This window comes from Kitasatospora sp. NPDC092948 (assembly GCF_044754805.1).
In the GTDB taxonomy this organism is placed as follows: Bacteria; Actinomycetota; Actinomycetes; order Streptomycetales; family Streptomycetaceae; genus Kitasatospora.
Genome location: NZ_JBIVPU010000004.1, coordinates 67598 through 82398, shown reverse-complemented (window position 1 = coordinate 82398; position 14801 = coordinate 67598). Strand labels below are relative to the sequence as shown.

Annotated in this window: 11 protein-coding genes; all 11 read right to left on the bottom strand. The window is 71.7% G+C overall.

All coding sequences use genetic code 11. From position 1 onward, the window contains the following. Position 1 precedes the first annotated feature (1 nt). Complete coding sequence (gene rplU, locus ACIQF6_RS13915; RefSeq protein WP_099899174.1) at positions 2 to 319, bottom strand: 50S ribosomal protein L21; 318 nt, start codon at positions 317 to 319, stop codon at positions 2 to 4. A 238-nt stretch (positions 320 to 557) separates the two neighbouring features. Further along, positions 558 to 4010: a ribonuclease E/G gene (locus ACIQF6_RS13910; protein ID WP_400894061.1), complete on the bottom strand. Its 3453-nt coding sequence runs from the start codon at positions 4008 to 4010 to the stop codon at positions 558 to 560. A 363-nt stretch (positions 4011 to 4373) separates the two neighbouring features. Continuing rightward, a complete protein-coding gene (locus tag ACIQF6_RS13905) occupies positions 4374 to 5147 on the bottom strand; it encodes a TIGR03936 family radical SAM-associated protein (protein ID WP_400894059.1) in 774 nt (257 codons plus the stop codon). Between the two features lie 289 nt (positions 5148 to 5436). Beyond that, the gene (locus ACIQF6_RS13900) at positions 5437 to 7365 is read right to left on the bottom strand and encodes a TIGR03960 family B12-binding radical SAM protein (RefSeq protein WP_400894057.1); all 1929 of its coding nucleotides are present in this window, start codon (positions 7363 to 7365) and stop codon (positions 5437 to 5439) included. Positions 7366 to 7458: 93 nt separating this feature from the next. Beyond that, positions 7459 to 8658, bottom strand: coding sequence for a rod shape-determining protein RodA (gene rodA, locus ACIQF6_RS13895; protein WP_400894055.1), 1200 nt, complete (start codon positions 8656 to 8658; stop codon positions 7459 to 7461). Beyond that, positions 8655 to 10889, bottom strand: coding sequence for a penicillin-binding protein 2 (gene mrdA, locus ACIQF6_RS13890; RefSeq protein ID WP_400894053.1), 2235 nt, complete (start codon positions 10887 to 10889; stop codon positions 8655 to 8657). Before mrdA ends, rodA begins: the two co-directional genes overlap by 4 nt. 22 nt (positions 10890 to 10911) lie before the next feature. Beyond that, on the bottom strand, positions 10912 to 11559 hold the full coding sequence (gene mreD / locus ACIQF6_RS13885) for a rod shape-determining protein MreD (protein WP_400894051.1): 648 nt from the start codon (positions 11557 to 11559) through the stop codon (positions 10912 to 10914). Then, positions 11559 to 12494: a rod shape-determining protein MreC gene (gene mreC / locus ACIQF6_RS13880; RefSeq protein WP_400894049.1), complete on the bottom strand. Its 936-nt coding sequence runs from the start codon at positions 12492 to 12494 to the stop codon at positions 11559 to 11561. Before mreC ends, mreD begins: the two co-directional genes overlap by 1 nt. 88 nt (positions 12495 to 12582) lie before the next feature. After that, positions 12583 to 13608, bottom strand: a complete 1026-nt coding sequence (locus ACIQF6_RS13875) for a rod shape-determining protein (protein ID WP_400895314.1) — start codon at positions 13606 to 13608, stop codon at positions 12583 to 12585. Positions 13609 to 13947: 339 nt separating this feature from the next. Beyond that, a complete protein-coding gene (gene ndk / locus ACIQF6_RS13870; protein WP_043913981.1) occupies positions 13948 to 14361 on the bottom strand; it encodes a nucleoside-diphosphate kinase in 414 nt (137 codons plus the stop codon). A gap of 83 nt (positions 14362 to 14444) precedes the next feature. After that, complete coding sequence (locus ACIQF6_RS13865; RefSeq protein ID WP_400894047.1) at positions 14445 to 14801, bottom strand: DUF4233 domain-containing protein; 357 nt, start codon at positions 14799 to 14801, stop codon at positions 14445 to 14447.

Here is a 14801-nt window from a genome sequence, read left to right as displayed (position 1 = left end):
ATTACTTGCTGACCGAGTCGATGCTGGTGATGCGCACCGCGGTGTGCTTCTGGCGGTGGCCCTGACGACGGCGGTAGCCGGTCTTGTTCTTGTAGCGCAGGATGACGATCTTGTCGCCCTTGGTCTGGTCGACGACCTCGGCGTGAGCCTTCACGCCACCGAGCACCCACGGGTCGGAGGTGACGGACTCACCGTCGACGACGAGGATGGTCGAGAGCTCGACCGAGTCACCCGGCTTGGCGTCAATACGGTCGATCTCCAGCACATCGCCCACGGCGACCTTGTGCTGGCGGCCGCCGGCGCGAACGATCGCGTACATGCGGTACCTACTTTCCTAACTCGGTCGGAACTCCCGATGCCAGCGGCCTGGGTATGGACACAGGCCGCCTCCCCCGAAAAGTGCCGGAAACCGGCTCTCGCTCGGGAGGTGAAGTGCTCAGGAGCATGGCGTCAACACGCCGAGGGTCAAGAATACGGACCGGTCCAGCCGAAGACAAACCGGGCCGTACGAAGGGCCGGGGCCGTCACCGATGTGGTGGCGGCCCCGGCCCCGGGGCTCACTCTGCGGCGCCGTCACCTTCGGCGGCCGCGGCCTTCTTGGCCGCCGCGCTCGTCCGCTTGGTGGCGGTCTTGCGGGCGGTGGTCTTCTTGGCGGCCGTGGCGGTGGTCTTCTTCGCCGCGGTCTTCTTTGCGGTGGTGGTCTTCTTCGCAGCCGTCTTGGCGGCGGCCTTGGTGGCGGTCTTGGCGGCCGTCTTGCGGGCGGCCCGCTTCTTCGGCGCCGGCTCCTCGGTCTCCACCTCGACGGCGACCTCGGCCTCCGGCTCCACCGCGGCGACCGCCTCGGCCGTCACCTCGGCGGCGGTCTCGGCGACCTCCTGCTGCGCGCCGGCGGACTTCTCCGCGGCGCTCAGCGCGGCCTCCATCGCGGCCTCCGCGCGGGCCTGCAGCACCACGATCTCGGCCTCGCCGGACGCCCCGGCCGGAGCGGTGGCCTTGCGCACGGCACGACGCCGGGTACGGGCCGGAGCGGCCGACGCGGCCGGCGGGATCTCCACCAGGCTCGGCTTCTCCTCGACGGTCGGCTCGGCCACCGGGGCCTCCTCGACCGCGACCGGCTCGACGATCTCCTCGACCTCGACGGCGGGCGCCTCGACCGGCGCCGGCTCCTCGACGAGCTCCACCGGCTCGACGCCCTCGACCGTCTCGACGGTCTCCGCCTCGGCCTGCCCGGCCCCGCCGCGGCCCCGGCGACGACGCTTGCCGCCGCCCTCGCCCGCAGTGGTGGCGGTGCTCGCGGCGGCGCCGCCGCCGTGGCTGTGCGGCTGGTCCATGTGGACGATCACGCCGCGGCCGTTGCAGTGCACGCAGGGCTCGGAGAAGGACTCCAGCAGGCCCTGGCCGACCCGCTTGCGGGTCATCTGGACCAGCCCGAGCGAGGTGACCTCGGCCACCTGGTGCTTGGTCCGGTCACGGCCCAGGCACTCCAGCAGGCGGCGCAGCACCAGGTCCCGGTTGGACTCCAGCACCATGTCGATGAAGTCGATCACGATGATGCCGCCGAGGTCGCGCAGCCGCAGCTGGCGGACGATCTCCTCGGCCGCCTCGATGTTGTTGCGGGTGACGGTCTCCTCGAGGTTGCCGCCCTGGCCGACGAACTTGCCGGTGTTGACGTCGACGACGACCATCGCCTCGGTCCGGTCGATCACCAGCGAACCGCCGGAGGGCAGCCAGACCTTGCGGTCCAGCGCCTTCATCAGCTGCTCGTCGATCCGGTACGTGGCGAACACGTCGACGTCCGAGGTCCACTTCTGCAGGCGCTCGGTGAGGTCGGGGGCGACGTTGGAGACGTACTCGTGGATGGTGCTCCAGGCGTCCGCGCCGCTGACGATGACCTTGGTGAAGTCCTCGTTGAAGATGTCGCGGACCACGCGCACGGTCATGTCGGGCTCGCCGTAGAGCAGCGCCGGGGCGTTGCCGGAGGCGGCCTTCTTCTGGATCTCCTCCCACTGCGTCTGCAGGCGCTGGACGTCGCGGGTCAGCTCCTCCTCCGAGGCGCCCTCGGCGGCGGTGCGGACGATCACGCCCGCGTCGTCCGGGACGATCTTCTTGAGGATCTGCTTGAGGCGGGCCCGCTCGTTCTCCGGCAGCTTGCGGGAGATGCCGGTCATCGAGCCCTCGGGCACGTACACCAGGTAGCGGCCGGGCAGCGAGATCTGGCTGGTCAGGCGGGCGCCCTTGTGGCCGATCGGGTCCTTGGAGACCTGCACCAGCACGGACTGGCCGGACTTCAGCACCGACTCGATCCGGCGCGGGCCGCTGTGGCCGCCGAGCGCGCCGAAGTTGACCTCGCCGGCGTACAGCACGGCGTTGCGGCCCTTGCCGATGTCGACGAACGCGGCCTCCATCGACGGCAGCACGTTCTGCACCTTGCCCAGGTACACGTTGCCGACGTAGCTGGTGGCCTGCTCCTTGTTGACGTAGTGCTCGACCAGCACGCCGTCCTCGAGCACGCCGATCTGGGTGCGGGTGCCGGTCTGGCGCACCACCATGACCCGCTCGACGGACTCGCGGCGGGCCAGGAACTCGGCCTCGGTGATGATCGGCACCCGGCGGCGGCCCAGCTCGCGGCCTTCGCGGCGGCGCTGCTTCTTGGCCTCCAGGCGGGTGGAGCCCTTGATGGACTGCACCTCGTCCGGGTCGAACGCGGGCTCGGTGGAGCGGCGGCGCGGCTCGCGCACCTTCACCACGGTGCGCACGCCGTCCTCGGTGGTCTCGCCGGCGTCGGCGCCGCCCTCGCCGCTGCGGCGGCGACGGCGACGGCGACGGCGCGAGGAGGACAGGCCGGCGGCCAGGTCGTCGTCCTCGTCCTCGCCCTCGTCGTGGCCGTCCTGGGCCTCGGGCTCCTCGTGGGTGTCCTCGGCCTCGGTCTCGACGGCCTCGGTCGGCTCGCCCGCGTCCTCGGCGTCACCGCGGCGGCGGCGACGGCCGCCCCGACGGCGGCGGCGGGACGGACGGCCGTCCTCCTCCCACTCCGACTCCTGCTCGGGGCCGGTGGCGGGCGCCTCGACCTCGGCCGGGGCCTCGACCTTCACCGGCGGGGCGGCCTTGACGGGCTCCGCGGCCTTGACGGGCTGGGCGGCGGCCTTGGCCGGCTGAGCGGCCTTGGCGCCCCGGCCGCCCTTCGCGGGCTGCTGGACGCGCACCTGGGTGCGCACCCGGCGGCGGCGGCCGACGCCGCTGTACTCGAACTCGTCGTCGCCCTCGGTCTCCTCCTGCGGCGCGACGGCGGCCGGGGCCGGCTCGGCCTTGGCGGCGGGCGCGGCCGCGGCAGCGGGTTCCTGGAAGACCGGCGCCTGGAAGATCGCGGTGGAGGGGCGGACGGCACGGCGGCGGGCGCGCGGCGGCTCGGCCGAGGTCTCGACGACCGGCTCGGCGGCGGGCTCCTCGGCGACCGGCTCGGCCTCGGGCTCCTCCTCGACGACCGGCTCCTCGGCCACGACGGGGCTCTGGGCGGGCGCGGAGACGCGCTTGCGCGCCCGGCGGGCACGAGTGGGCTTCTCCTCCGCGGCCGGTTCGGCGGCGGGCTCCTCGGCGACCGGCTCCTCGACGGTCGGCTCCTCGGCCGCCACGGGGCTCTGGGCGGGCGCGGAGACGCGCTTGCGCGCCCGGCGGGCACGAGCGGGCTTCTCCTCCGCGGCCGGTTCGGCGGCGGGCTCCTCGGCGACCGGCTCGGCAGCAGCGGGGGCAGCGGGGGCGGTCTCCGGCGCACCGGCCGGGGACTCCGCGCGCTTGCGGGTGCGCCGGGCCCGGGCGGGCTTCTCGGCGGCCGGGGGCTCCTCGGCGCTCGCCGGGGCGCCCGTGACGACGGTCTCGGCGCTCTCGCTCGCGGCGCCCTGCGGGGAGCCGGCCGGGCGGGATACCGCCCGGCGACGGCGGCGCGGCGGGGCCGCGGAGGCGCCGTCGTCGTTGTGGTCGGCCGCAGCGGACTGCGGGTCGGTGTTTTCGAGCATGCGGGTGTGTCTCCCGTCAGGCCCCCGGGCTCCGCATCCGGGCACGACGTGCCACCGCATTCACCAGCCGGCCGCGCCTTTCGGGCGGTTCCGGCTCCCACGGTGCCGTCGTTCGGACGCGAGGCCGCACAGGGGCTCGTAGTCTCGCTCGACCCCCGCAGGACGCGGGGAGTCGAAAAGTCTTCTGGTCTGACCAGTCTTCTCAGTTTTCAAGCGGCCGGGCCGAGGACGGCCGGGCCTGCACGCAACGACGCCCGCTCCCCTGGGGAGCTGCGGAGGCCGGGGAGCCGCAGACGCGGAGACGAGCTCCGTGCCTGCGCTCCCGCCCACTCGGCGGACGGCGGTTGCGCGCGGCGGGGCGGCCTACCGGCCGACCTCGGCCGCGGCGCGGTCGAGCGCCAGCGGGTCGGTCACCGTGCCGGTCTGCTCGTCGAGCGGCCCCTGCGCCAGCCTGGTCACCTCTGCGGGGACCGGCGGCGCGAGGTCGGCCGTCGAACGGAGGCCGGACAATACGTCGTCGGGTCGTACGGCGGGTGTGGCGTGTCGTACTACCAGGCGCAGTATCGCACAGGGAGCACCCGTACGAACATCGCCCGCACCCTGGGTGAGTGTGTCGTCACCGATCCCGACCTGCGAGGTGCCCTCGGGCAGCACGTCGAGGGCGGCGACAGCGGCGCGCGCATCGAAAGTGCGCAGGCCGTTCTTGGTCATCCGCTGGACCTCGACCGCCTCGGCGGCCAGGAACGCGGCGGCAGCCCGCCCGGCCTGCTCGGGCTCCACGCCGGGCAGGCGCAGCAGCCACTCGGAGGCCTCCAGGCGCTCCACGAAGTTGCTGGTGCGGACCTCGACGGCGTCGGTGATGTCCAGGCCGTCCGGCAGCGACTCGTCGAGCTGGCGACGCAGCGCCTCCGGGTCGCGCTCCTGGGCGAGACCGATCTCCAGGTACTCGGCCTCGCTCGCGGTGCCGGTGGGGGCGGCATTCGCGTAGGAGACCTTCGGGTGCGGGGTGAAGCCGGCGGAGTAGGCCATCGGGACGGCCGAGCGGCGGAGCGCGCGCTCGAACGCCCGCTGGAAGTCCCGGTGGCTGGTGAAGCGCAGACGGCCGCGCTTGGTGTAGCGCAGACGGATGCGCTGCACCGTCGGCGCGGGCGGCGGACCGTCGGGCGTGCGGCGTGCCAGGGAGCTCAGTCCTTCGTCAGTATGTCCCCGTCCGGCCTCGCACCGCTTGCGGCTCCGGCCGAACTCTGTCGTTCCAAGGGTACGCGGTACCCCACCCCACCCGCGCCGGGCCTGTTACCGCCCCGGCCGCTCAGCCGGTCGAACCGGGCTCCGCCGGCCGGCGGGTCCTCCGCTCGCTTCGCTGCGACGCAGCACAACGCCCCCGCCGCAACATGGGCGACGGGGGCGAAGTTCCGCTGCGGGGGCGTCAGTTGTTGACGACCGTCAGGGGGAGGAGCTTCTTGCCGGTGGGGCCGACCTGGATGTGGGTGTCCATCTGCGGGCAGACGCCGCAGTCGAAGCACGGGGTCCAGCGGCAGTCCTCGACCTCGACCTCCTCGAGGGCGTCCTGCCAGTCCTCCCAGAGCCAGTCCTTGTCGAGGCCGCTGTCGAGGTGGTCCCAGGGGAGGACTTCCTCGTAGGTGCGCTCGCGGGTGGTGTACCAGTCGACGTCGACGCCGGTGCCGGTCAGGCCCTTCTCGGCGGAGGCCATCCAGCGGTCGTACGAGAAGTGCTCGCGCCAGCCGTCGAATCGGCCGCCGTCCTCGTAGACGGCGCGGATGACGGCGCCGAGGCGGCGGTCGCCGCGGGAGAGCAGGCCCTCGACGATGCCGGGCTTGCCGTCGTGGTAGCGGAAGCCGATGTTCTTGCCGAACTTGCGGTCGCCGCGGATGGAGTCGCGGAGCTTGGTGAGCCGCTCATCGGTGGCCTCGGCGGACAGCTGCGGGGCCCACTGGAAGGGGGTGTGCGGCTTGGGGACGAAGCCGCCGATGGAGACGGTGCAGCGGATGTCGTTGGTGCCGGTGACCTCGCGGCCCTTGGCGATGACGTTCTTCGCCATCTCGCCGATCTGGAGGACGTCCTCGTCGGTCTCGGTGGGCAGGCCGCACATGAAGTACAGCTTCACCTGGCGCCAGCCGTTGCCGTACGCGGTGGCCACCGTGTTGATGAGGTCCTCCTCGGACACCATCTTGTTGATGACCTTGCGGATCCGCTCGGAGCCGCCTTCGGGGGCGAAGGTGAGGCCGGAGCGGCGGCCGTTGCGGGAGAGCTCGTTGGCGAGGTCGATGTTGAAGGCGTCGACCCGGGTGGAGGGCAGCGAGAGGCCGATCTTGTCCTCGGCGTAGCGGTCGGCGAGGCCCTTGGTGACGTCGGCGATCTCGGAGTGGTCGGCGGAGGACAGCGAGAGCAGGCCGACCTCCTCGAAGCCGGTGGCCTTCAGGCCGCGCTCGACCATCTCGCCGATGCCGGTGATGCTTCGCTCCCGCACGGGGCGCGTGATCATGCCGGCCTGGCAGAAACGGCAGCCGCGGGTGCAGCCGCGGAAGATCTCGACGGACATCCGCTCGTGCACGGTCTCGGCGAGCGGGACCAGCGGCTGCTTGGGGTAGGGCCACTCGTCGAGGTCCATGACGGTGTGCTTGGAGACCCGCCACGGCACGCCGGGGCGGTTCGGGACGACGCGGCCGATCCGGCCGTCCGGCAGGTACTCGACGTCGTAGAACCGCGGGATGTACACGCCGCCGGTCTTGGCGAGGCGCAGCAGCAGTTCGTCGCGGCCGCCGGGGCGGCCCTCGGCCTTCCAGGCGCGGACGATGTCGGTGATGTCGAGGACGGCCTGCTCGCCGTCGCCGATCACGGCGGCGTCGATGAAGTCGGCGATCGGCTCGGGGTTGAACGCGGCGTGGCCGCCGGCCAGCACGACCGGGTCGTCCATGGTGCGGTCCGCGGCGAGCAGCGGGATGCCCGCCAGGTCGAGCGCGGTCAGCATGTTGGTGTAGCCGAGCTCGGTGGAGAACGACAGGCCGAAGACGTCGAACGCCTTGATCGGGCGGTGCGCGTCGACCGTGAACTGCGGGACGCCGTGCTCGCGCATCAGGGCTTCGAGGTCGGGCCAGACGCTGTAGCTGCGCTCGGCGAGCACGCCCTCGCGCTCGTTCAGCACCTCGTAGAGGATCATGGTGCCCTGGTTGGGCAGCCCGACCTCGTACGCGTCGGGGTACATCAGCGCCCAGCGGACGTCGCAGGCGTCCCAGTCCTTGACGGTCGAGTTGAGCTCGCCACCGACGTACTGGATCGGCTTCTGGACGTGCGGGAGGAGGGCCTCCAGGCGTGGGAAGACCGATTCGACTGTCATGCGCAAGGACCTTTACGGCAGAAAAAGCAGTGACCCTCAAGGGTAGCCGAGCCCCGAGGGTCACTGTTTCCACGCCCGCAAGGGCCGAACGGGTCAGATCGCTATCGGCCGTTGCGAGCGGACCGACTGCAGCAGTCCGATCGCGATCCAGACCGCGAACATCGACGAGCCGCCGTAGGAGACGAACGGCAGGGGGATGCCCGCGACCGGCATGATGCCGAGGTTCATGCCGATGTTCTCGAAGGCCTGGAAGGCGAACCAGGTGACCGCGCCGGCCGCCAGGACGGTGCCGAACAGGTCGGTGGCCTGGCGCGCTATCCGGCAGGCCCGCCACAGGATGACGCCCAGCAGACCGATCATCACCAGGGCGCCGATGAAGCCGAGTTCCTCGCCGGCCACGCTGAACACGAAGTCGGTCTGCTGCTCGGGCACGAACTGGCCGGTGGTCTGGGTGCCGTGGAACAGGCCCATGCCGGTCAGGCCGCCGGAGCCGATGGCGATCCGGGCCTGGGCGGTGTTGTAGCCGACGCCGGCCGGGTCGAGCGCGGGGTTGGCGAAGGCCGCGAACCGGTCGATCTGGTACTGGCTGAGGATGCCGAGCTTCCACACCGCGAGCGCGCCGACGGTGCCACCGCCCAGCAGGCCGAACACCCAGCGGTTGGCGGCGCCGGAGGCCAGCAGCACGCCGAACATGGTGACCACCATGACCATCACCGAGCCGAGGTCCGGCATCAGCAGCACCACGCACATCGGGAAGCCGGCCACCGCCAGCGCCTGCAGCACGCTGCGGGAGGGCGGGAACTCGCGTTCGCCGGCGTCCACCCGGGCGGACAGCACGGTGGCCATGCCCAGCACGATCGCCAGCTTGGCGAACTCGGCGGGCTGGATGGAGAAGCCGCCGCCGAGCTGGATCCAGCTGTGCGCGCCGTTGATGGTCGAACCGAGCGGGCTGAGCACCGCGAACAGCATCAGCATCACGGCGAGGTAGAGGAACGGCACCGCGGTGCGCAGCCGGCGGGTGCCGAGCGTGATCGTCGCGACGCACAGGCCGATGCCGATCATCAGGTTGGTCAGGTGCCGGTACAGGAAGTACTGCGGGTCGCCGTGGGTCAGCGAGTCGCGGCCGCGGGTGGCGGACCAGACCAGCAGCGAACCCATCATGGAGAGCGCCAGCGCCGCCAGAATTATGATCCAGTCGACCCGGCGCAGCGGGGAGTCCTTGGCCAGCGCCCGGGACAGCGAGGAGCGCCGCGGCGAGAGCCGGACGGTGCGGTACGAGCCGTAGGACGTCATGACCGGCCCCTTCCCTGGCTTCCGGTCCGGTTGGGTTCGAGTGCGGCCAGCGCCACCGCGGTGGCCGGGTCGGCCTGGGCGGGGCGGGCCGGGTCCAGGAAGGAGCGGTTGCCCTCGTAGGTGTACGCGGCCTGGACGATCGCGGTGCCGTCCGGGTTGAACTTGGGCAGTTCGGCCTGCGGCTGCGGCAGCAGCGCCTTGGCGTTGTCGATGTTGCCCTTGTCGTCGACGCCGTACAGCGCCTGGTAGATCCGGCGCACCGAGTCGCCGGAGCCGCCGGAGCCGGTGCCGCCCTGACTGATCGTCATGACCACCGCGTAGTCCTTGCTGTAGGTGGTCAGCCAGGAGGTGGTCTGCTTGCCGGCGACCTCGGCGGTGCCGGTCTTGGCGTGCAGTTCGATCTTGCCCTGCGGCCAGCCGGCGCCGGTGAACTTCCAGGCGGCGGTGCCGCTGGTGATGACGCCCGCGGTGGCCTGGTCGATGTAGTCGAGCAGCTGTCCCTGGGCGGGGATCTTGCCGTCCTCGTGCGGGGCGATGTCGCGCACCAGGGTGCCGTCGGGGCTGACGACCGCCTTGCCGATGCTGGGCCGGTACAGGGTGCCGCCGTTGGCGAGCGCCGAGTAGATCCGGGCCATCTGCAGCGGGGTGACCAGGGTGTCGCCCTGGCCGATGGCGAAGTTGACCATGTCACCGGCGCGCATCTGGTTGCCGTCGACGCAGTTCTCGCGGGCGATCTCGTCCGCGTACTCGTGGCCGCCCTTGGCCGCCTGGTCGCACCAGGACTGCTTCATCGCCTCGTAGTACGACTGCTTCCACTGCCGGTCGGGGACCCGACCGGTGACCTCGCCCGGCAGGTCGATGCCGGTCTTGGCGCCGAGGCCGAACTCGTGGGCGGTCTTGAAGAACCAGTCCGGGGCGTCCTTCTTGGGCTTGAGGCCGCCGTCCTTCATCCACTGGTCGTAGGCCAGGCCGTAGAAGACGGTGTCGCAGGACACCTCCAGCGCCTTCTCCAGGGAGATGTCACCGAACTGCTCGGACTCGAAGTTCTTGAACTCCCGGCCGCCGATGGTCAGCGACTTCGGGCAGGGGTAGTGCCCGTTGAGGTCGTAGCCGGCCTGCACGGCGGCGGTGGTGGAGATCACCTTGAACGTCGAGCCGGGGGCGGACTGACCCTGTATGGCCCGGTTGATCAGCGGGTAGTTGGAGTCCTTGCTGTTCAGCGCCTCGTAGTCCTTGGCGGAGATGCCGCCGACCCACAGGTTGGGGTCGTAGGTGGGGGCGCTGGCCATCGCGACGATCCGGCCGGTGTGCACGTCCATCACCACGGCCGCGCCGGAGTCGGCGACGTAGTTCTTGCTGGTCTCCTTGTCGTACACCTTGCGGGCCTCGACCATGGCCTGGTTGAGCTGGTCCTCGACCACCTTCTGCACCCGGGCGTCGATCGAGGTGATCAGGTTGTTGCCGGGCTGGGCGGGGGTGGTGCCGGCGCTGCCGATCACCCGGCCGAGGTTGTCGACCTCCAGCCGGTCGACGCCGGTGGTGCCGCGCAGGTCGTCGTCGTAGACGGACTCCAGGCCGGCCCGGCCGATCTGGTCGGACGGCAGGCGGCGCTCTCGGCCGGTCTTGTCGGCGGTCCTGGTGACCTCGTCGTCGGTGACCGGCGACAGGTAGCCGAGGATCTGGGCGGCGCTGGCGCCCTCCGCGCCGGTGTAGCGGCGCAGCGCGGTGGGCTGGGCGGTGACGCCGGGGAAGTCCTCGCGGCGCTCCATTATCTGCATCGCCTGCTGGGTGGTGGCCTGCTGGGTGACCGGGATCGGCTGGTACGGGGAGCCGTTCCAGCACGGCTGCGGGGTCTTCGCGTCGCAGAGCCGGACCTTGTTCTTGACGTCGTCGGCGGGCACGCCGAGGACGTCGGCGAGCCGGGTCAGCACCGCCTTGCCGTGGTCCTTCTGCTGCATCAGCGCGGTGCGGGACACCGACACCACCAGCTTGGTCTCGTTGCCGGCCAGGATCCGTCCGGCGGCGTCCAGGATCTCGCCGCGGACGGCGGGCTCCACCACCTCGCGGATGTGGTTGCCCTCGGCCTTGGCGGTGAACTCCTTGCCGTTGCGGATCTGCAGGTACCACAGCCGGCCGCCGAGGGTGGCCAGCAGCGACAGCACCAGGATCTGCAGCACCACCAGCCGGATCGTCACCCGTCGGGTGCGGCCGGTCTCGGGAATGTTCGTCACGTGTGCGGGCTCCGTACCGGGCTCAGGGGCGCTTGGCGAGGCCGAGCGAGCGCCTCTTCTTGTAGGAGGCGGTGGACGCGGGCTCCCGCGTGGTCCGGTACCGGGCGAGCGCGCCGAGGCCGGAGCCGCCGTCCGCGCCGCGCACCGTCTCGTTGACCACCCGGTCGCCGTCGAAGCGGCGGGCCAGCAGCATCACCAGCGGCACCGTGAACGGGGCCAGCAGCACGTCGTACAGCAGGGCGCTGAACACCAGTCCGGTCAGGCCGACATGCCGGGCGGCGGTGTCGCCGACCAGGGCGCCGACGGTGGCGTACAGCAGGGTGGAGACCACCGCGGCGACCGCGACCACGCCGATCGCGCCGAGCGCGGAGCGCTGCCGGCCGCTGTCCGGGCGGAGCAGCCCGGCGCCGTAGCCGACCAGGCAGAGCACCAGCGCGTACCGGCCGACCGCGTGGTCGGACGGCGGGGCGAGGTCGGCCAGCAGGCCGGCGGCGAAGCCGGTCAGGCAGCCGCCGGTGGACCCGTAGACCAGGCCCAGGCCGACCACCACCAGCATCAGCAGGTCCGGGGTGGCGCCGGGCAGTTGGAGCCGGCCGAGGACGCTGACCTGGATCACCAGGGCGAGCACCAGCAGGACGGCGGACAGCAGGATCCGAGACGGACGAAACATCAGTTCCCCCCGGTGGTGGGCGGTACGGCGGCGATCGGCGCCTGCGGGTTGCCCCCGGCGCCGGCGGAGGCGGCGGGGACCGGCGGCAGCACGGCGTCCCGCGGGTCGGTGCGCGGCGGCACGACCACCACGCCGACCAGGTCGAGCCGGGTGAACTGCACGTACGGCTCGACCAGGATGGTCTTGGTGAGCTGGCCCGGGGTGGCCTGCACCTCCTTGACGGTGCCGACCGGGACGCCGGGGACGAACGGGCGTCCGCTCTGCGAGCCGAAGGTGACCAGCCGGTCGCCGGCCTTCACCTGGGCGCGGCCGTTGAGCAGCTCGATCTTCATCGGCGAGGCGCCCTGCCCGGCCGCGAAGCCGATCTCGTTGTTGCCCTCCAGCCGGACGCCGGCGGTGAAGCCGGGGTCGGAGGCGAGCAGCACGGTGGCGGTGGTCGGGGCGACGGTGGTGATTCGGCCGACCAGGCCCTGGCTGTCGATGACGGTCATGTCGCGGGTCAGGCCGTCGTCGCTGCCGGCGTCGATGGTGATGGTCCAGGAGAAGCCCTGGGCCGCGCCGATCGCGATCACCTGCGCGGCCTTGATGGTGTAGCCGCCGGTGCCGGCGGTGCGCAGCATGTCGTCCAGTTGCTTGGTACGGCCGGTCGCGGCGTCCGAGGAGGCCAGCCGCTGGCGCAGCTCGGTGTTCTCCCGGGTGATCTGGTGCAGCCGTTCCTGGTCGGTGCTGGCGTCGCGGATCGCCTTGACGTATCCGGCGACCGGGTCGACCGCGCCGGCCGCGGCGTTCTCCACCGGCCCCAGCACGGAAGCCACCGCCCGGCGCGGGGCGCCGAGCGGCGAGTCCTGCCCGCCCTTGATGTCGACGGTGATCAGGGCAAATGCGAGCGCGACCAGGAGGACCAGCAGTAGTCGACTCTGTCGGGTGTCCCTCACGGTGCTGGTGCCGCCCCTTCGTGCCGATTGTCCATCTGCTGGTCCATCAGCTCAGTCAGCTCTGTCTGTTCTTCAGTTGGAAAGTTGTCTAGCGACGCGGCTGGGCGTCGAGTACCTGCTGGAGTGCCTCGAACTCCTCGACACACTTGCCCGCCCCCAGGGCCACCGAGTCGAGCGGGTTCTCGGCGATGTGCACCGGCATGCCGGTCTCCCGGCGAAGCCGCTCGTCCAGGCCGCGCAGCAGGGCGCCGCCGCCGGTGAGCACGATGCCCCGGTCCATCACGTCGCCGGCCAGTTCCGGCGGGCACTGGTCGAGGGTGGTCTTCACCGAGTCGATGATCGAGTTCACCGGCTCGTCGATGGCCGTGCGGACCTCGGCGGCGGAGATCACCACGGTCTTCGGCAGGCCGGAGACCAGGTCGCGGCCGCGGATCTCGGCGTGCTCGTCCTTCTCGCCCTCCAGGCCGAACGCGGAGCCGATCGACATCTTGATCTGCTCGGCGCTGCGCTCGCCGAGCAGCAGGCTGTACTCCTTCTTGATGTGCTGGACGATCGCGTTGTCCAGCTCGTCGCCGGCGACCCGCAGCGACTGGGCGGTGACGATCCCGCCGAGCGAGATCACCGCGACCTCCGTGGTGCCGCCGCCGATGTCGACCACCATGTTGCCGGTCGGCTCGTGCACCGGCAGGCCGGCGCCGATCGCGGCGGCCATCGGCTCCTCGATGATGTGCACCTGGCGGGCGCCGGCCAGCATGCTGGCCTCCACCACGGCGCGGCGCTCGACGCCGGTGATGCCGGACGGCACGCACACCACGACCCGCGGGCGGGCCAGGTAGCGGCGGCGGTGGATCTTCAGGATGAAGTACCGCAGCATCCGCTCGGTGATCTCGAAGTCGGCGATCACGCCGTCCTTCAGCGGGCGGATCGCCACGATGTTGCCGGGGGTCCGGCCGATCATCTGCTTGGCCTCGGCGCCCACCGCGAGGATGCCCCCGGTGTTGGTGTTCACCGCGACCACCGACGGCTCGTTCAGCACGATGCCCTTGCCCCGGACGTACACCAGTGTGTTCGCGGTGCCGAGGTCGATCGCCAGGTCCCGGCCGAGGAACGACAGGTTGTTCGCCATGGGATGTCGAGTGCCTTCCCGAATGTGGATCAAGGGCGGGGGGAGAGAGCCGGCCGCCTGGGCCCGCAGCGGGGCTGACGGCGGCTGAGCAGCCGCTCGGGGCCCGTGAGTTGGGGTCCATCGTAGTCACGCCGCGCAGGACGAGCGGCGGGCACGGCGTCCCGCCCATTCTCCGGGGACTGATCGGCTTCTCCTGGCATTGGGACGCCGTGTCGGAGCGCAGGGTTCCGTGATTTGAGGATTAACGCCCACTTGGGCGAAGTGCCCCCGCCGAGGCGGGGGCACCGGGGCCGTACCGGACTCCTACCGAGTCCCCACAGGGTGTCCTCAGACGTGCGCCGGGAAGAAGATCTTGATCTCCCGCTCGGCCGACTCCGGGGAGTCCGAGGCGTGGATCAGGTTCTCGCGGGTGATCGTCGCGTAGTCGCCGCGGATGGTGCCCGCGCCCGCCTGCAGCGGGTCGGTGGCACCGGCCAGCGCGCGGATGCCCGGGATCACGTTCTCGCCCTCGACGATCAGCGCGATCGACGGGCCGGAGGTCATGAACTCCAGCAGCGGCTCGTAGAACGGACGGCCGACGTGCTCGGCGTAGTGCTGCTCCAGGGTCCCGCGGTCGAAGGTGCGGAGCTCCATCGCAGCGAAGCGCCAGCCGGCCTTGCGCTCGATCCGGCTGATGATCTCGCCGGCCAGGCCGCGCTTCACGGCGTCGGGCTTGAGCAGGACGAGAGTGCGCTGGGACACGGGGCGGCTCCTGGAGTGGTCGGTGGTGCGGTGTGTGCACCTGACACTACCCGGCCGGGAGGCCGCCCCCGCGCCCAGCCCGGTCAGGCCGCAGCCGGGGCTGCGGCCTCGGCGGCCGCGGCGCGCTGCGCCTTGAGCTCGTCGATCTTGCGGCCGTAGTGCACCGAGCACCACCACAGGGCGCCGAACACCACGCCGAAGGCGTACATCGTCGGCAGCACCAGGCCGCTTGCCAGCACGCCGACCTGCAGCGCCCAGCCGACCCAGACCGCGCCGGGGCGGGTGATCACGCCGCACAGCAGCAGGCAGAGCAGGATGGCGACGCCGCTGACCGCCCAGATCGTGCCGGTGCCGACGTCGGTCAGCTTCATCGCGACCAGGCCGGCGAACATGATCAGGAGTGCCTCGCCGATCAGCGTCGAGGAGCAGAGCGTCCTCAT

What these genes read in the sequence shown, in the direction of transcription:
- rplU (WP_099899174.1), bottom strand. Translation starts at nt 319, where the DNA reads ATGTACGCGATCGTTCGCGCCGGCGGCCGCCAGCACAAGGTCGCCGTG.
- ACIQF6_RS13910 (WP_400894061.1), bottom strand. Translation starts at nt 4,010, where the DNA reads ATGCTCGAAAACACCGACCCGCAGTCCGCTGCGGCCGACCACAACGAC.
- ACIQF6_RS13900 (WP_400894057.1), bottom strand. Translation starts at nt 7,365, where the DNA reads ATGACAGTCGAATCGGTCTTCCCACGCCTGGAGGCCCTCCTCCCGCAC.
- rodA (WP_400894055.1), bottom strand. Translation starts at nt 8,658, where the DNA reads ATGACGTCCTACGGCTCGTACCGCACCGTCCGGCTCTCGCCGCGGCGC.
- mreD (WP_400894051.1), bottom strand. Translation starts at nt 11,559, where the DNA reads ATGTTTCGTCCGTCTCGGATCCTGCTGTCCGCCGTCCTGCTGGTGCTC.
- ACIQF6_RS13865 (WP_400894047.1), bottom strand. Translation starts at nt 14,801, where the DNA reads ATGAGGACGCTCTGCTCCTCGACGCTGATCGGCGAGGCACTCCTGATC.